The following is an 18,791-nucleotide window of genomic DNA, read 5'->3' as shown; positions in this document are numbered from 1 at the left end:
GTGAATAGATTTTTTTAAGTAAATTTCTACAATATGGGTTCATAGAATTAAAAAATCACGCAGAATAATAGGTGAAATACAAAAAGGGTAGATATTCAGGTTTAATTAAACCGATCTTTGGTTTAATAGATTTATTAGTTATTAACACGGCTGTTTTATTCTTTGAAATAAACCTAAATAACGTATTTACATTTACTTTATATATATCCTCAGTGTGGATAATCATTGCAATCAAAAATGAGTTTTATGAGGTTCAACGACATACTCGGGTAATACAAATTATTCCTCTTCTTGTAAGGCAAATGTTCTTTTTTGCTATCGTTTTATATGCTTTTATAGGTGTATTCAAACAGCCAAACATGAGCAGACTTGCCTTAGGGGAGTATTTTCTCTGGGTGTCACTGTTTGTAATTGCTTTTAAGCTAATTACCTTTTTTTTGCTAAAAAAATATAGAACTATTTTAAGTGGGAATTATAGAAATGTTATCGTAATTGGGAGTAATGAAAAAACAAGACAATTAATAAACACTTTTAATACGAGGTTGGATTATGGATATAAATTTAGAGCTCAATTTAGTAGTAAGGATGAGTATTTCAATTTAGATGAATGTTTTAATTATATTATTGAAAACAGTATTGATGAAATATATTTTTCAGTTTCTGAACTTACGAATAGGCAGATTAATCATTTAGTAGATTTTGCTGATAATAATTTGAGAGAACTTAAGTTTATACCGGACAATAAGGATATTTACTCTAAAAAGTTAAAGTATGAATATTACGAGTTTATACCAATACTTTCCATGAGGGTAATTCCTATTCAGGAGCCATTTAGTAAGTTTGCTAAACGACTCTTTGATATATTGTTTTCTGTATTCATTATTGTGTTTGTCTTGTCATGGTTAACCCCTTTATTAGCCATTATTATAAAATTAGAATCAAAAGGTCCTGTTTTTTTTAAACAGTCGAGAAATGGTTTTAATTATAATGAGTTCGATTGTTATAAGTTTAGGTCTATGAAGCCAAATGAGAATTCTCATTTGAACCAGGCCACAAAAGGAGATTTAAGAATTACAAAAGTTGGTGCTTTTATAAGAAAAACAAGTATAGATGAGTTGCCACAATTTTTTAACGTTCTATTTGGAGATATGTCCGTTGTAGGTCCAAGACCTCATATGGTCAGTCATACCAACCTATATGCTCAAAGAATAGACAAGTTTATGGTACGGCATTTTGTGAAACCTGGAATTACTGGGCTTGCACAAATAAGTGGTTTTCGTGGGGAAGTAGAAACGGATAAGGATATTATAAATAGAGTAAAATATGATATTTTTTATATTGAAAATTGGTCGTTATTACTAGATTTGAAAATTGTATTTCAAACTTTTTTAAATGCTTTGAAAGGAGAAGATAAAGCTTATTAAGCAATGTGGTTTTTTAAACGTCTTTTGCTAAGCTTTTGGACTACGTATGCTTTAAAGCACATTAACTTATTAAAAAGGTTTATGAACGAAATTATAATACTACAGAAGGCCAAAAAAAAACCATATTAAATAAATGGAATATAAACGCGGCAGATACTCATGGCTTTTAAGACCAATATTAATAGCTTACGACTTATGTGTTATTAATTTCTTTGCATTTTATTTTTTGAATTTTAATGCAGAGAGTTTATACTTTTTTTCGACTGATTTCTTTAATAATAAAAATGTTCTTTACCTTTTTTATTCCAGTATTCTTTGGCTCTTATCTACATACTTATTAAAATTCTATAAGGTCTATAGGCACACTTCTTTTCTTAATATATTATCCCTTTTAGTGAGACAATTTTTGGTGTATACTATAATTGTATTTGCATTTATAGGTGTTTTTAGAAGTATTAATATTGAGGTTTTTCAGGTATTAAATTATCTGATTTATATTTTTACAGCCATAGGTTTTGTTAAAATATTAAGTTATTTTCTTCTTAAGAAAGTTAGATATTATTTAAAAGGAAACCTTAGAAATGTAATTATTGTAGGCAACGGAGCAAGCGTTGATGAACTTAAGAATATGTTTATTAATCAAAAAGAATTGGGGTACAATTTAAAAGCCACATTTAGTGATGTCAAAGGCGTTCAAGCAACAGGAACCATAAGGGATGGTTTTAATTTTTTAAAAGGCGAGGACAGTATAGATGAAATCTACTGCAGTATTGATGAGTTATCTGAAAAACAGGTTAATGAATTTGTAAAATATTCTAGTATTAAGCATTATAATTTAAAATTTATTTCTAACAGTACTAAGTTTCTTACCAAACGTCTTCATACAGATTATTACAATTATCTTCCGGTGATGTCAATTCAAGAAGTAGCCTTGAATACTGATATTAACAGAATAGTCAAAAGGAGTTTTGACATTGTGTTTTCGCTATTTGTGATTGTTTTTGTGTTATCATGGCTTTCAATTATTTTATTCATTCTTATTAAAATAGAATCTAAAGGCCCTTTGTTTTATAGGCATAAGCGTAATGGGATTAATTACAAAGAGTTTTATTGTTTTAAATATAGATCTTTACGGACTACAGAAGAAGTAAAAGGCAGCTATGTTAAGGAAAATGATGATCGAACAACGCGGGTAGGAAGGTTTTTAAGAAGAACGAGTTTAGACGAACTACCTCAATTTATTAATGTATTGATGGGCGACATGAGTGTGGTTGGTCCAAGACCTCATATGTTGTCATACACGGATGATTATTCTAAAAAAATAGATAAGTATAATTTTATATTTAGACACCATGTAAAGCCGGGAATAACAGGTTTAGCCCAAATAAAAGGCTACAGGGGTGAAGTAGAGAACGATACTGATATCATTAATAGAGTGAAATATGACAATTTTTATATCGAGAATTGGTCATTACTACTCGACTTAAAAATAATAATACAAACGGTTATTAATGCCTTAAAAGGCGACGAGAAAGCCTATTAAGCTATATATTTTGAAAGATTTAGTTTCTATTGTAACGCCCATGTATAATTCTGAGAACTATATCTCAGAAACAATTAAAAGTGTTTTGAATCAAACCTATAAAAACTGGGAATTACTCTTAATAGATGACAAATCTCAAGATAATACACTGTCAGTTATTAAACCTTTTTTAGAAACAAACACAAATATCAAGCTTTTAAAAAACAATGTTAATTCAGGGGCTGCTATTTCTAGAAATAAAGGGATTACAGAGGCGATTGGAGATTATATAGCTTTTCTTGATGCCGATGATTTGTGGAAGCCCAATAAGCTTGAAACTCAGCTTAATTTTATGAGTTTGAACAATTGTGACGTTTGTTTTAGTAGTTATGATCAAATTGATGAAAATGGGGATTTAATGCATAGAAGGGTTAAAGCATTAAAAACATTGTCTTATCGTAAATTATTAAAGAGTAATTATATTGGTAATTTAACTGGGGTGTACAGTGTGAAACATCTGGGTAAAATAACAACAGTTAATTTACGAAAAAGACAAGATTGGTTATTATGGTTATCGGCTATAAAAAAGTCTGGAAAACCTGCAAAGGGTGTACAAGAATCCTTAGCTTATTATAGAGTGAGAAATAACTCCATATCTGCGAATAAGTTCAACCTCTTAAAGCATAATTACTGGGTTTATAAAAAAGGTTTGGGGTATTCAGTTATTAAATCTTTGTATTATATGTTGGTATTTCTACTTGAACATTTTCTCATCAAACCCAAGTACCTTATAACTACAAATGAGACATAAACTGTTTCAATTTACCGCGATTAGAACGGTTTAGTTTTTCATTTCTTTCAAAGATTATATTTAAATTAGGTTCTAAATATTTAGAAATTGCAGTTTTGATATTCTTAAGGTTTTCATTGCTTAATTCTAGGGGGCTTACATAGCTTATCTTAAAAGTGTCTATTGTAAGCTGTTCTATCACAAACTCTTTAACAGAACTTTTTTCTTCAATAATGGTTTTGGTTACATAGTAGAACGTTAGTCCTGCAGACTTTTTGCCACTAGGTAATAAAACAATGTCATTTGTCCTACCCGTTAACTTTTTAAGGATAGGTTTTTGGGGTGTGCTTTGCTTTGATAGCGCTCCAACATCGCCTAGGTCATATCTAATAAAAGGGTGTGCCTTGTTGTATAATGAGGTAATTACAATACGTCCTTCCTCACCATAGGGTAGAATATTATTATTTTCATCAAGAATTTCTACATATAAATCTTCAGTATTTATAATCCATTCGTCCTGTTTGTTTTGAAATGCAATTAGTCCAAGTTCTGCAGCCCCATATTCGTTTATAATCGGTATGCCAAATTGAGATTCCAAAAGCGTTTTGTCTGTTTCAAAGAGCATTTCAGAAGTAACAATACAAGCTTTTAATGATGGACAAATAGTCTTTAATACAATATTTTTACTTGCTAAAAACTTGGCAAATTGAACAATTGAGCTGGTATAGCCATTTATGTAATCAAAAGTGGTCGATTTGAATTTATTAAGATTCTTTTCTAATTGCTCATCGCTTAAATTAAATACTGAAAATCTGAACCTATTGCCCAAGGCATCTTTTAAACGCTCTTTATAATAGCCTTTGCTATCTAGAGGAATACCATAAAAGCGCGCTTGTTTAGAAGTATTAGTATTTATGTTAAACCAAGAATATCTATCTATAAAAATGGACCACGTAAGGGCGTGACAAAACTTGTCTTTTGCAAATACAAATGGATTTCCTGAGGAGCCCGATGTTTTATTCACATAGATGTCACTTTCATTAAACCCATTAGATAATCTATTTTTTAAGGGTTGTTGCAAATCATGTTTTCCCATAACAGGAATTCTTTTCCAATCTGTACTACTACTGTTTTTTGCAAAAGCTTTGTAAAAATTATTGTGATTTAAATGATAGTCGACAATGGCATGTTTTTGGGTCTCTATATACCTTGTAGAATCATCAATATTTTTAGATTGAATAGATTGCAGCATTTTTGCAGCTGCTTTAATCGGGTAGCCATTTAGTTTCAGCGAAAGATTAAATAAATTCATAGAATGAAGCAAAAAACAAAGCTAAAGATTATTCCTGTTTTAGTTGAAAATTTAAGAAAAAATAGAGAACTTATTCATGGCTTATTCTAAAAACCCGTTATTTTTGCAACTCATTAAAAAACATAACAATGAATATCTTAATTCTTGGGTCTGGAGGAAGAGAGCATACATTTGCTTGGAAAATAGCACAAAGCTCTAAATGTGATCAATTATTTGTAGCTCCTGGTAATTCGGGAACTGATAAAATTGCAACTAATGTCAATTTAAGCGTAACCGATTTTGAAGCGATTAAAGCGTTGGTTTTAGATAAGCATATAGATATGGTTGTTGTAGGACCAGAAGACCCTTTGGTACAAGGTATTCATGATTTCTTTTTAAATGATGATGCCATTAAACATGTGTCTGTTATTGGCCCACAAAAAGAAGCGGCCGAATTGGAGGGTAGCAAGGAATTTGCAAAAGAATTTTTATACAGACATAATATCCCAACAGCAGCTTATGAAAGCTTTACAAAAGAAACAGTTGCGGATGGATATAAATTTTTAGAGACTTTAAATGCGCCATATGTTTTAAAAGCAGATGGCTTAGCGGCGGGAAAAGGCGTTGTGATCTTGAATGATTTAGATGAAGCCAAAGCCGAACTAAAAAGTATGTTGGTTGATGCTAAATTTGGTCAGGCGAGTACAAAAGTAGTTATTGAAGAATTTCTAGATGGTATTGAGTTAAGCTGCTTTGTGCTTACTGATGGCGAAAATTATAAAATACTACCTACAGCTAAAGACTATAAACGTATAGGAGAAGGAGATACTGGGTTGAATACAGGTGGAATGGGTGCTATTTCTCCAGTGCCATTTGCAACGGAGGCGTTTTTAAATAAAATAGAAGAGCGTATAGTAAAACCTACTATTGAGGGTTTCAAGAAAGATAAATTACCGTATGTAGGATTTGTGTTTATTGGGCTTATAAAAGTTGGTGACGATCCTAAAGTGATTGAATATAATGTGAGAATGGGTGACCCTGAAACCGAAGTTGTTTTTCCAAGATTAAAGAATGATTTAGTTGAAGTGTTACAAGCTATGGCCAATGGTACACTGGATAAAATCAATATTGAGATTGATGAGCGTGCCGCAACAACTATAATGTTAGTTTCTGGTGGTTATCCCGAAGGTTATGAAAAGGGTAAAGTGATTTCAGGAGTTGAAACTATAGAAGATTCTATTGCGTTTCATGCTGGAGCTATAATCAAAGATGGAAATATAGTGACTTCTGGAGGACGTGTGATGGCCATTACCTCTTACGGAGAAACTTATCAAGAGGCCATAAAAAAATCTTATCAAAATATAGAAAAACTACATTTTGATAAGATGAATTATCGTAAAGATATTGGGTTCGATTTATAAAAACGAATGAGAAGAAATACTTTTATCTTCTTCGTTATTATCATTAAAACCTTTTAATTGGATCATCCAATATACCATAGCAACAAAACCAACTATAATAAAAATCCAAGAGATTAAGTTTGCAGCAAACCAGTTTTCAAGTTCTAAAGCTCTTATAGCATCCAAAGGAGCGAAAAGAACATTTACAAATAGGTCTTGTATGGCGTAAAAGAAATCAGTCATTTGTGTTTATTTATTAAATACTAACCATTATTTAGTTAGTATATTTACGTGGCAAAAATACAAAAACAGTTAATGATAACAAGTTTTTTTAATAAATCTAAACCAACAAATTTTATCATCGTATTTGTGGTGACACTTTTAGCATTTGTTTTAGCTAGAAAATCACTCTTTGTTGAAGGGCTTTCTTTTGAAGTCCTTATGAAACAGTTGGTTTTAGTATTTGTAGCATTGGTTTCAATTTTACTCTTGAATTTTATAGCTAGCAAGAATAGTTTAACAAATAAAAGTAATTATGAAGTATTATTGTTTAGCTTGTTTTTGTTATACATTACTGAAACCACTAATAATGCTAATATTTTAGTGTCTAATTTTTTTGTTTTATTAGGGTTACGTCGTATAATTAGTTTACACTCACAAAAGGATATAAAAAAAAAGCTTTTTGACGCTGCGTTTTGGATTGGAGTGGCATCCTTGTTTTACTTTTGGTCCATCCTTTTTTTTATTCTAATCATCGTTACCTTAATGCTTTATCCGGATAAGAATTTAAGGCATTGGATTGTACCTTTTTTAGGAATACTCACCGTTTTCGTAATATCCTGTGCCGTATCATTAGTGGTGTACAATAATTATTTTGAAATTTTTAATTATCCTCCCGGAGTAAGTTATGATTTTAGTAATTATAACGCATTAAGGTATTTAGTAGCAATTACGGTGCTTCTGTCTTTTGGTATTTGGTCTTCTTTTTTTTATTTACAGAATATTAGGAAACAGAAAAAAAGGTACAGGGTCTCCTTTAAATCTGTTATTGTTGCAGCATTAATTGGATTCATAATTTTAGTACTAGCTCCAGATAAAGATGGCGGAGAATTTATTTTTCTATTTGCGCCCTTATCTATTATTATTGCAAACTATATAGAGATTATTCAGGATAAATGGTTTAAAGAATTGTTTCTATCTGTGCTGGTTGTATTGCCTTTTATTTTGTTATTGTTGTAATTTATTTCCAAACGCCAAATCACCGGCATCACCAATTCCAGGGACAATATAGCCTTTGTCATTAAGTTCTTCATCAATTCGCGCAATCCAAAGCTGTGTGTTACTGTCAAATTTTGTACTTATAAAATCAACACCTTCTTGTGCCCCAATAATACTAATTACATGAACCTCTTTTGGTGGTCCAAAAGGTTTTAAAGCTTCAAATGTGGCAACCAAAGATTGTCCAGTGGCTAACATGGGGTCTGCCAATATTATGGTTTTGTTTTTTAAGTTAGGACAAGCGATGTATTCCACATTGATTTCAAATTGTTCTGAATTATCTATATGTTTCCTGTATGCTGAAATAAAGGCATTTTCAGCCTTGTCAAAATAGTTCAGTAAACCATGATGCAAAGGAATTCCTGCTCTGAGAATGGAGCATAATACAATGTCATTAGTAGCTAAATCAACCTGACTGGATCCTAAAGGTGTTTTAATAGACTTACTTTGATAATTCAAACTTTTACTCATCTCATAGCCTAATATTTCTCCAATGCGCTCAATGTTTCTCCTAAAGCGCATACGGTCATTTTGGATTTTACAATCCCTGATTTCAGAAAGAAAAGTATTTAGGACAGAATTTTGCTGAGTGAGATGATGAATTTTCATAAGCTAGATGCGGATTTTCAATATAAAGTTAACCAAATATAAGTATCTTTGTGTTTTAAATTTAAGACTATGTTTACAACAAAAGCTAATAAAATATTTCAAGACGTTATTGCAAAATATCATATTGTTAATACTGTAGATCAACCTTTTGAAAATCCTTATGACAAAACGGATTTATTAGAGCATTTACTATATAGAAAATGTTGGATTGATACCGTACAATGGCATTATGAGGATATCATTAGAGATCCACAAATTGATCCTATAGCAGCCTTAACATTAAAACGTAAGATTGATGCTTCAAATCAAGACCGAACGGATATGGTTGAGTATATCGATAGTTATTTTTTAGAAAAATATAAGGATGTTACAGCTAAAGAGAGTGCGACTATAAACACCGAAAGTCCTGCTTGGGGTGTAGATAGATTATCTATTTTGGCCTTAAAGGTTTACCATATGAATGAAGAAGCAACTAGAACAGATGCTTCAGATGAACATAGAGCAGCATGTCAAGCTAAATTAGATGTGTTGTTGGAGCAGCGTGTTGATTTATCAACAGCCATTGATACTTTATTGGGTGATATTGAAAATGGGGATAAGTACATGAAAGTCTATAAGCAGATGAAAATGTATAATGATGACGAATTGAACCCCGTTTTAAGAGGACAAAAATAACGAACATAAAACTTAAAGGTCTTTTTGTTTTGGTTAACCTAATTTCTTTTAGATTTAAATAATGTCGAAACCAAAACAAAACCTTTTAGTAATAAGGCTTTCGGCCATGGGTGATGTTGCAATGACAGTGCCTGTTCTAAGAGCTCTAAACACACAATTTCCAGGTGTAGAAATCACGGTTTTAACGCGTGAATTTTTTACACCTTTTTTTAGGGATTTACAAAACATTAGGCTTGTTTCAGCTGAGGTTAAGGGAAGACATAAAGGTGTAATTGGACTTTATAAATTGGCCCAAGATCTCAATAAAACTTTGTTTTACGGTGTTGCAGACTTACACAACGTTTTAAGAAGTAAGATTTTAAGAAACTTTATAACCTGTGACCATTTAGCGGTCATTGATAAAGGAAGAAAAGAAAAGCGTTTATTAACTTCAGGTAAGTTATTTACACCCTTAAAAAGTACGCATGAACGTTATGCTGATGTTTTTCAAACTTTGGGTTTCAACGTTGACCTCTCTAATCCTAAATTTCCCGCTCCCGTTGTATTAAATAATGATATTAAAACGCTGTTAAGGATCTATTCCAAGGAGATTATTGGTATCGCGCCTTTTGCTGCTCATGAAGGTAAGGTATATCCATTAGACCTTATGGAGGAAGTCATTAGTGAGCTTTCAAAGGTGTACACGATTATATTATTTGGCGGTGGAGAACATGAAGTTAATACCCTAAAAAACCTTGAACAAAAATTTCAAAATACCGTTAGCATAGTTGGTAAATTGTCGCTAGAGGCCCAGTTAGACGTTATTTCAAATTTAGATGTGATGCTTTCTATGGACTCCGGAAATGCACATATTGCCGCTATGTTAGGTGTTAAAGTTGTTACTATTTGGGGGGTAACGCACCCTTATGCTGGTTTTGTTCCATTCAATCAGCCTGATGATTACGCCTTATTGCCGGATAGAACTAAATTTCCCTTAATACCTACCTCTATTTATGGGAATAAGTATCCCGAAAATTACAAAAATGCGGCTGGAAACATTTCGCCAACTACGATAATTGATAAAATAAACACTATTCTCAAACCACTCTAAATTTAACCCCATCAGGTAATATTAAACAATGGAGGCAGTATTGATTTGTAATAATTACGGTGGATCTAATTTATTATTTTGTAAAAATCATAGTTGTCATTATTATTAGCCACAATAATTGTTTTACCATTAGGACCTTGAGTAAGGGTAACATTCCTAATGTCTTTATCCACAAAAAAACCTGATTCTAAATGATTTATACTATTGAAATCTCCTTTGCCATTTCCAAGTAAAATATTGCCAATTCCGGCATCAGCCCTTGTGGTTTCAACTTCAGATTGATAGTTGTTTCCAGCTAGTAATAAATCATCATATCCGTCACCATTAAAATCATAATACAAAATGCTATTTATAGGCGATTGTTGGACTTTGTTTTCAAAGGGTTGGAAACGAAAGTTATCTTCACCCTCATAAATAAATATGCCCGATCTAAATTCATTCACTTCATAGTGTAGTGCCCTTTTAATACCGGGACCTAAAATGCCTTCAAGGTCTCTATTGGCAAAATCTGTATATGACTTGATTTTAGATTGTAAATGAGGCATTTGCTGCGCGGTACACCCTTTGCCTCTCACAGGTACTTGCTTATCATTATAATATTTTGCTAAGAATATATCTTGTGTGCCATTAAAATCAAAATCAGAGGTATAAACATGGAATGGTTTTTCATTGGAGGCATGGAATTTATAATTTAAGCCTAAATTTCCAGCAATAATATCATCATCTCCATCATTATCAATGTCTGCAATGAATAGCTTATTCCACCAGCCTTTAGTGTTTTGGAGTGCTTCATAGCGGTTTGTCTTTTCTAGTTTACCAGAATTATTTAAAAGCACCTCTACACCCATCCATTCACCGGTTAGTATTAAGTCTAAATCACTATCTTTATCAATATCAAACCATTTGGCATCTGTTACCATACCAATGTTGAGCAATTCGGGTGCTATGGTTTTAGTGGCATCCTTAAAAACGCCATTTGTATTGATTAGCAGTTTGCTTTCAGGACTATTTGGGTAGCTTGCAGGAACTACTCTGCCACCTACAAAAAGGTCAATATCACCATCATTATCAAAATCTGATGGAACTACTACTGAACCAGATGAAACAAATTCAGGAAGTTTTCCTCTTGTGAATGTTCCTTTGCCATTATTAAGATACAACCTATCTAGTAATAGTTTTGGCTTTCTTGCAAATTCATAACTGCCACTTACTACGTATAAATCTTGATCACCGTCATTATCAGCATCAAAAAAACAGGCGCCTACATCTTCATATTGCTTATCCCGATTAAAAATTGAATTATTGGATTTTTTAAAACCTCCAGATTTTTGGCCAATCAATATTTGCCCTTCTTGTGAATGTCCACCGCCCATGAAAACATCATCTATTCCATCATTATTAATATCTCCAACAGCTAATCCTGGACCTGTTTGTGACAGCTTATGCGGTAATAAGACTTGAAGATCGTAATCATTAAAATACGGGTCAATATGTTTGTAGTTTGAAGGTTGTTTTTCAAATAACTTAGAAGAGGCTTGCATAACTGTGTTATTTTGTGAGCTAGTTGCGTCTTGGTACTTAATTAATAAGGAACTGTTGGCCGTTATATTAGTTAGTTCTTGAGTTTTGCCATCTTGCCATTTTACTTTAACCTTTTGTATGGAAGCATTGTTGCCAAGTCCAAAATGGATTTCATTAGAGACTGAAGATAAAAAACCACGTGTATTAATTAACTGCCTTGTCATTTTGGTACTGTCCTCTAATAGAACATGTATTTGTGCCCCAAGTCCAAATTGGTTGGATTTAGGTCCTTGCAATCGTATTTGAAGGGAGTTTGCGTCCTTTTTATCTTTTGCATTATTTTTTAGTATGGTAGCTTCATTATTGATATTGCTTACCACAATATCTAGATCACCGTCATTATCTAAATCGGCATAAATGGCACCATTTGAAAATGACGGTGCATCATTAGACCATTTACTTGAAGTATCTTCAAAAGTTAAGTCGCCTTTATTCTTATAGAAGTAGTTTGTTAGTTTTTGCTGGGGAAGCATTTGAGCATATTTCAGAAAATCTTCTTTGGTTGGTTTTCTGTTATTTTTTCTAAGTTGATCAACTATGGCTTTATTGGAATCTCGATCAATCACGTCTCTAAAGACCCCATTAGTAACATAAATATCATTAAGTCCATCTAAATCAAAATCAGCTAATAGCACTGCCCAGCTCCAATCAGTATCGCCTACTGCAGCCATTTTAGAAATCTCACTAAAGGTACCATTGCCATTATTAAGCTGTAACATATTATGCATATATTGAAAGTGATAGCCATTAGCGGTCATTTTTTCAAACTGACTTATGGATGTCATGCCCATTGTTGTCTTAGACCTGATGTAATCTTTAGGATTCATGTCAAGGGTCATTAAATCTAGAAAACCATCGTTATTAATATCGGCAACGTCTCCTCCCATGCTGTTAAAAGACATGTGTTTAACCACTTGATCTCTGCATTCAGTAAAGGTGCCATTCTTATTGTTTAAATAAGCAAAGTCAGGCATATTAAAGTCATTGTTAACATATATGTCTAACCAACCATCATTATTAAAATCTAAAACTTGAGGGTTTAATCCAAAAGCGGTTTCAGGGAGGATGCCTGCCTTTTTGGATACATCGGTAAAACGCCCCGTACCGTCATTCATATACAGGCGATCACTGCCTTTTAATTTTATGGTTTCAGGACTGTTTTGAATATCTTTTAAATCAAAAACTTCCGTTTGATTTCGGTTTACTATGTCTGCTGCATTTGATATGTAAGCGTCCAAATCATTATCATTATCATAATCAAAGAAAATAGCTTGAATGGTTCGGTTTGAGTCTGCTAAGCCCATTTCTTGGGCTTTCTCCGTAAAGGTTAAATCGCCATTGTTTATATATAATAAATTGGCAAATTTATTACCCTCATCTATCCAACCCCCTCGAGAAACATAGATGTCTAATAGCCCATCATTATTCAGGTCAACCATAGTAACCCCAGTGTTAAATCCTTCATTATTCAAGAAACCTGCAGTTTGGGTTATGTCTTCAAATTGAAAATTACCTTTGTTTAGATATAGTTTGTCCTCATTTGTATTTGAAGAGAAATACAAATCAACTAAGCCATCATTGTTTATATCTCCTGCAGCCACGCCACCCCCAATGTACATGTAGTTATATTGAAAATAATTAGCCTCTACTGTTTCTTCTAGTTTATTTATAAAATTTACACCAGTTTCTTTTGGAGAAAGCTTAGTAAATAATTTGGCCTCTGTAATTGATTTTTTTATTTGAGGTTTTTTCTTATTTTCTTGATTACAGGAAAATGTAATGAAAAATAAAAAGCTCCAAACAGATATTTTTTTGAGGTTTTTTAAAATCGTGAAGGCTTTCATTTAAGGCGGTATTTTGGCTAACAAGCACAGGTTAATGGATTGTTGAGGAAAAAAATGTATAATCAAATATACGAATTTGTATTTTTTTTGAAATACGAAAAACGGTAAGAAATAGAAATCTCTTACCGCTTTTTACTAACTCAAAACTTAAATAACTAATTTGCTAAATTAGGATTCTTTGCTACTGCATCTGCAGGTATTGGAGCCAAATAATTTGTTGTTTCAAGACTACCAATAATTGGATTATGTTCTGGTATTGGGGCATCTGGTATATCTCTTACAGAAAGTGCTTCTTTTACTTTTTCTCTTCTTACCAAATCAAACCATCTTATATATTCACCCGCAAATTCCCATTTTCGTTCTTCAAAAGCCAAATCTTCAATAACTCCTGAGGTTACATCAACACTCGGGTCTGGTGTTCCATACGGTAATCCAGCGGCTCTTCTACGAATTTTATTAAGGGCTTCCCAAGATTCATCCGTAACATTTCCTGATAAACCTGAAGCTTCAGCATAAATCAACAAGATACTTGCATAACGCATGAAGAAGTCATTTCGAGGGGTTTCGAAAGAACCTGCATTTAAATCTCCAATAGGACCTGTTACTTTTGCAAAAACGGGGCTTTTTTGAGCATTAAATCCTTCCCAATCTAAATCCGTTCTGTACGTAACATCTTTTCTATGGCCTTCAGGGAAATCTTGGAAAAACTTGATCTCAGCAAAAGTTTCATTCCATCCCCCTAAATCGGCTGGTAAGCCTAAACGTGCAAATTTTCTATTGGCTATACTATTATTTGGACAACCTTCTGCGGTGGTACAATATACTAGAGTGAAAAGAGATTCTTGATTGAAACGGTTTTCTACTTTCCATAGATCTCCTACGTCATCCATTAAACCAAATCCATGAGAGGATGCATTCTCCATTACGGTTTTAGCGCTGCTTGCAGCAAGAGTATATTTACTGGCGTCTTTTATTGGGTATCCTCCCCAGTCCATATATAAACGTGCTAATAATGCTCTAGCCGAGCCACTATTAGGTCTCGGAGCCCCAGCTTCAACATTTGGATAAATGTCAGGGAGTGTGGCCTCAGCTTCTAATAAATCGGCTTCAATTTGGCTATATACTTCTTCAAGTGTTCCTCTTGAAATATCTGGTGGTGGAAATTGAGTAAGTGTTAATGGTATTCTTCCATGTACACGTGCCAATTGATAAAACAAGATGCCTCTTAAAAAATACGCTTCACCTCTATATTGAAGCAGTAATGTTTGATCTACTGCAGGATTATCAATTAAACCTTCAGAGCGCTCTAGAACTCCGTTAATTGTTGACAGAGAACTATAAATAGCATTCCAGTTGGTTAATAACCTACTATTAGAAGATAATACTGCTCTTTGATCAAACTCCCTGAAATCGGCTTTATTTAAGGCTCTGTGTGTGGTCATATCATCTCCACCCCAAGCCGGTGCATAAAATGTGGTCATACGTGCAGACTGAGTAACTCTTCTATATACACCTATAATACCTTTATCCATTTCTTCTAAACTCCCAAAAGATTCTGGCGGTAAATTAAACTCCAGTGGATCTGGGTCTAGGTCGGCACAACTTTGAAAAGATGTTGCTATGATAGTCATCAAAAAGAACAATCCCAAAACGACCGCACCTTTAGATGGATTCTTATAAAAATTTGTTTTCATAATCTATATGTTTTTTATTAAAGATAATTAATAATTTTTAACGCTTAAAATGTTACTTTAAGACCAAGTGTAAATGATACCGGGTTAGGGTAAGCTCCAATATCTATACCTGCACCAGAGTCAGCATTTGAAGCCGCTCCATTGTTGGTTCTTACTTGAGACGATACCTCAGGGTCATAACCGCTATAATCAGTAATTAGAAATACATTTTGTCCACTTGCATATAATTGAAGGTTTTGAATACCTTTTATTGCATCCTCACTAAAAGTATATCCTACCTTAAGGTTACTTAATCTAATAAAGTCACCTTTTTCAACCCAGCGAGAGGTGTTTAGTAAATTTGCAGAGCCTGCTTTAGGAATATCAGTTTCATTCTCTGGTGTCCATCTGCTATTAGCATCGGTAGCTAGGTAACTTCTGTTTCCTCCATTGGTACGAAGCGTCCCTCTCACTAAGTTGTATACATCAAAACCATGTGCACCATTTAAGAAGATGTTTAAATCCCAGTTTTTATACGTAAACGTATTGTTGAAACCCCAAGTAAGTGTGGGTAATCCGCTACCAATCGTTTGAAGTTTACGTTCATTATTATTGTCTGGGTCTAAATCAAATCGCTCATCACCTGGTTGGGCAACTGGAGCCCCATCACTGTCAACCGGTATATCATCAGTACTTTTCCACGTACCTAAGGCTTTATAACCCCAAAATGTACCAATAGGTTCTCCTACTTTAAGAACATCTAGTTTTATTCCTTGACCACCAATACTATTAACATTTCCAGTAATAAAGTCCAAGCCTTCATATAGACTGGTTACTTCATTTTTTAGAGTAGATAAGTTGAAGTTGGCATTCCAGTTAAAATCACTCTTCTGAATAATATCTGCGCTTAATGAGAAATCTACCCCTTTATTGTTAACTTCTCCTGCATTTACAAACTCTGTAATACTGGTGCTACCAGGTACTAATCTTTGAATTAATAAGTTCTCAGTGTCTTTGTTAAAGAAGTCAATAGATCCTGAAATGCGTCCATTTAAAAATCCAAAGTCAAGACCAATATTGGTTTGTTTAGTGGTTTCCCATGTTAAATTAGAATTTCCTCGAGTCGTTTGTTCTTCTCCAGAAAGAATGGTGCCACCACCATTTGGAGACCAAAAGCCTCCTTGATTATTTAATGAAAAAGCAGCTAGTGCATTAATGCTCTGATTTCCTACCTCACCATAACCAGCTCTAAACTTTAAAATAGATAAAGGGCTGTTTTCTATAAACTCAAACTTCGCTAAGTTTACGGCTATCGCACCTGATGGAAAATACCCCGTTCTATTATCTTCAGGGAATCTTGATGACTCATCTTGTCTTATGGATGCCGTTAAATAGTAGATACCGTTGTAGTTATATTGTGCTCTTGCTAAAAACGATTCAATGGCAGTTTGGCTTCCATTATTATCAAAGTTTTCTGTGGTACCATTATCTGTATGATAAAAACCGTAAACATTTTGATCTGTTGTGTTGTAATTGTTATTTATGGTTCTATTTCCTTGAAATTCATAAACCCCAGTTATATCAATATTATGTTTATCAAAAGCTTTATTCCAATTTAAAATGTTACTTACTTGATGACTGGTGCTTCTAAAGTTTCTAAAATTAATATTATTAAAACCAATAAGATCATAATCTCCTTCAACACGCATGGATTCTGTAATGCCATTTATGGTACTTACAGAACCTATAAGCGTATAGCTAAAGTTTTTTGTAATGTTGTACTTACCGTTTAATGTAATATTTAAACGATCTGATGTTACTTGATGGTCGCTCAGTTCAAGTCTTCTTATAGGGTTGTAGTTGTTGTTTGCTACCTCTCTTGGAGATCTCAAAATATATTCACCATTTTCATCTCTAACTGGAGCTGTTGGATCCCAAGTTATGGCTCTAAGAATAGAACTTCCATCTGCAGTACCAAAGGCATCTTGATCGTTTTTTGTAATTTCTCTACTGGCAGTAACATTAGCGGCAACACTAAATTTGTCGTTAAATTCTTTACTTAAATTTGATCTAAAAGAGTATCTTTTATAGTTAGATGTAATTTGAGTTCCTTTTTGATCCATGTAGTTTCCTGACAAGAAGTATCTTAATTTATCATCAGAACTACCACTCACAGAAATTTGAGTGTTGTTAGTGTAGCCTGTTTGAAACATTAAGTCCTGATATTTAAGAGGATTGGCTTCTAATTCTGCTATTCGTGCGTCTGAGTAAGGAGCATCAGCAGGGTCATTAACTGGGTTGGCAATAAACTCTGCGTTTTCTTGACGCGCAAATTGACTAGAACTTAAACTAGAAATTCGTCTATTAACATTTGAAATAGTAAGGAATTGATCAATAGATACTTTAGCTTTACCAGAACCTTTTTTAGTGGTAATTAAGATTACCCCATTAGAACCTCTAGACCCGTAAATAGCCAATGCAGATGCATCTTTAAGCACCTCCATGGACGCAATATTATTTGGGTTTATGGTTCTTAAATCTCCTCCAAAAACACCATCAACCACAACAAGTGGGTCGTTATTACCTGTCATAGAGTTTACACCTCTTACACGAATCTTGATGCCTTTACCTGGAGCACCTGATCCAGCAACAGTTACACCAGAAGCTCTACCTTGTAAGGCGCTTTCAACACGTACTAATGGCTGATCTTCAAAAGACTTGGCTGTTACTTGAGCTACAGCACCTGTTAAATCACTCTTTTTAGCAGTACCATATCCAATCACGACCACTTCGTCTAATTGGGCTGCGTCTTCTTTTAAGGTAATCGTTATTGATGTTGCATTCCCAACCGTCACTGATTGATTGAGGTATCCTACATAAGATACAACTAATACATCACCCGATGATGCGTTTAAGCTAAAATTTCCGTCAAAATCGGTTACAGTTCCTGTTGTGGTTCCTTGGACGATAACGTTAGCCCCTGGAACACTCATGCCTGCTTCATCTACTACAGTACCTGAGATTTTTTGTTGTGCATTAGCTTCGTGGAAGCTAGTGAATAAAAGCAGCAATCCGAGAAAAAAAGTGCTCCTAAAAAACATTGTAAATTGTTTTTTCATAATTATATAGTTTAAAGTTTAGTTTTCGACGTTAATGGCGTTAGTTTGAAACCAAGAGACGTCCGGTTATTCTTTGTAATTTTTACAAAGTAAATTTTGATTTTAGTTTTTAAGTGTGTTCAGTTTGTATAAATGCTTTTTTTATACGTTTAATATACCATAGTAATAAATTTGTTAAAAATTAATGAAATAAAATATTCGGTCTTTCTCCAAATGTAACTTTTTTAATTCTTGTTAAAGTGGATTAAAATTACCAGATGATAGTCATTTATTATCCAATTTATCAAAGATGACTAACCAAGATTCTCTTATAAAAATAATTTTCTTACAAAATCATAAGGTCATCAAAAGCCTTAAATAGCTTGGATTTGCTTTTTTATGATCCTTAGATTAATGGTCGCATGTTTTGATTTTTGAAATTTAATTGTTTTGCTGAAGTCAGGCCTATAACATATGTGTTTTTTAATGCAACATATTATTTGGAGTGAAACAGGA

At 33.3% G+C, this 18,791-nt stretch carries 13 protein-coding genes; 7 read left to right on the top strand and 6 right to left on the bottom strand.

Going from position 1 to position 18,791, the window contains the following annotated elements:
- Positions 1 to 104: 104 nt before the first annotated feature.
- The 3 genes from IE051_RS14760 (at position 105) to IE051_RS14750 (ending at position 3,757) form a co-directional block, all read left to right on the top strand.
- Complete coding sequence (locus IE051_RS14760) at positions 105 to 1,424, top strand: undecaprenyl-phosphate glucose phosphotransferase (protein WP_373294373.1); 1,320 nt, start codon at positions 105 to 107, stop codon at positions 1,422 to 1,424.
- Between the two features lie 133 nt (positions 1,425 to 1,557).
- Positions 1,558 to 2,967: an exopolysaccharide biosynthesis polyprenyl glycosylphosphotransferase gene (locus IE051_RS14755; protein ID WP_189362016.1), complete on the top strand. Its 1,410-nt coding sequence runs from the start codon at positions 1,558 to 1,560 to the stop codon at positions 2,965 to 2,967.
- Positions 2,968 to 2,977: 10 nt separating this feature from the next.
- Positions 2,978 to 3,757 carry a glycosyltransferase family 2 protein gene (locus IE051_RS14750; RefSeq protein WP_189362013.1) on the top strand — a complete coding sequence of 260 codons (780 nt, stop codon included), beginning with the start codon at positions 2,978 to 2,980 and terminating at the stop codon, positions 3,755 to 3,757.
- Here IE051_RS14750 and IE051_RS14745 read toward each other — a convergent pair.
- Positions 3,741 to 5,048 (bottom strand): phenylacetate--CoA ligase family protein, encoded by a 1,308-nt coding sequence (locus tag IE051_RS14745; protein WP_189362012.1) that lies wholly within the window; start codon positions 5,046 to 5,048, stop codon positions 3,741 to 3,743. The two genes, IE051_RS14750 and IE051_RS14745, sit on opposite strands and share 17 nt — an antisense overlap.
- Positions 5,049 to 5,176: 128 nt before the next feature.
- Between IE051_RS14745 and purD the strand changes: the two genes are divergently transcribed.
- Entirely contained in the window at positions 5,177 to 6,448 is a 1,272-nt protein-coding gene (gene purD, locus IE051_RS14740) for a phosphoribosylamine--glycine ligase (RefSeq protein WP_189362010.1), read from the top strand.
- Here purD and IE051_RS14735 read toward each other — a convergent pair.
- Positions 6,443 to 6,670: a DUF6341 family protein gene (locus tag IE051_RS14735; RefSeq protein ID WP_189362007.1), complete on the bottom strand. Its 228-nt coding sequence runs from the start codon at positions 6,668 to 6,670 to the stop codon at positions 6,443 to 6,445. The two genes, purD and IE051_RS14735, sit on opposite strands and share 6 nt — an antisense overlap.
- A gap of 72 nt (positions 6,671 to 6,742) precedes the next feature.
- On the opposite strand from IE051_RS14735, the gene IE051_RS14730 reads away from it, so the two are divergent.
- On the top strand, positions 6,743 to 7,666 hold the full coding sequence (locus tag IE051_RS14730; RefSeq protein WP_189362005.1) for a DUF6427 family protein: 924 nt from the start codon (positions 6,743 to 6,745) through the stop codon (positions 7,664 to 7,666).
- On the opposite strand, the gene upp is transcribed toward IE051_RS14730, so the two are convergent.
- Positions 7,655 to 8,314 (bottom strand): uracil phosphoribosyltransferase, encoded by a 660-nt coding sequence (gene upp, locus IE051_RS14725; protein WP_189362003.1) that lies wholly within the window; start codon positions 8,312 to 8,314, stop codon positions 7,655 to 7,657. The two genes, IE051_RS14730 and upp, sit on opposite strands and share 12 nt — an antisense overlap.
- A 69-nt stretch (positions 8,315 to 8,383) precedes the next feature.
- Here upp and IE051_RS14720 point away from each other — a divergent pair, with 69 nt between their 5' ends.
- Together IE051_RS14720 and IE051_RS14715 are read left to right on the top strand one after the other, a co-directional pair.
- The gene (locus IE051_RS14720; RefSeq protein WP_189362000.1) at positions 8,384 to 8,989 is read left to right on the top strand and encodes a DUF4254 domain-containing protein; all 606 of its coding nucleotides are present in this window, start codon (positions 8,384 to 8,386) and stop codon (positions 8,987 to 8,989) included.
- 61 nt (positions 8,990 to 9,050) lie between these two features.
- Positions 9,051 to 10,079, top strand: coding sequence for a glycosyltransferase family 9 protein (locus tag IE051_RS14715; RefSeq protein WP_229796833.1), 1,029 nt, complete (start codon positions 9,051 to 9,053; stop codon positions 10,077 to 10,079).
- Between the two features lie 65 nt (positions 10,080 to 10,144).
- On the opposite strand, the gene IE051_RS14710 is transcribed toward IE051_RS14715, so the two are convergent.
- From IE051_RS14710 to IE051_RS14700, 3 genes are all read right to left on the bottom strand, one after another.
- Positions 10,145 to 13,504, bottom strand: a complete 3,360-nt coding sequence (locus IE051_RS14710) for a VCBS repeat-containing protein (RefSeq protein WP_189361998.1) — start codon at positions 13,502 to 13,504, stop codon at positions 10,145 to 10,147.
- Positions 13,505 to 13,659: 155 nt separating this feature from the next.
- Complete coding sequence (locus IE051_RS14705) at positions 13,660 to 15,198, bottom strand: RagB/SusD family nutrient uptake outer membrane protein (RefSeq protein ID WP_189361996.1); 1,539 nt, start codon at positions 15,196 to 15,198, stop codon at positions 13,660 to 13,662.
- A gap of 44 nt (positions 15,199 to 15,242) precedes the next feature.
- Complete coding sequence (locus tag IE051_RS14700; protein ID WP_189361994.1) at positions 15,243 to 18,296, bottom strand: SusC/RagA family TonB-linked outer membrane protein; 3,054 nt, start codon at positions 18,294 to 18,296, stop codon at positions 15,243 to 15,245.
- Positions 18,297 to 18,791 lie beyond the last annotated feature (495 nt).

This window comes from Algibacter mikhailovii (assembly GCF_014651495.1).
Lineage (GTDB): Bacteria > Bacteroidota > Bacteroidia > Flavobacteriales > Flavobacteriaceae > Algibacter_E > Algibacter_E mikhailovii.
This window is presented reverse-complemented; position numbering and strand designations above follow the sequence as displayed.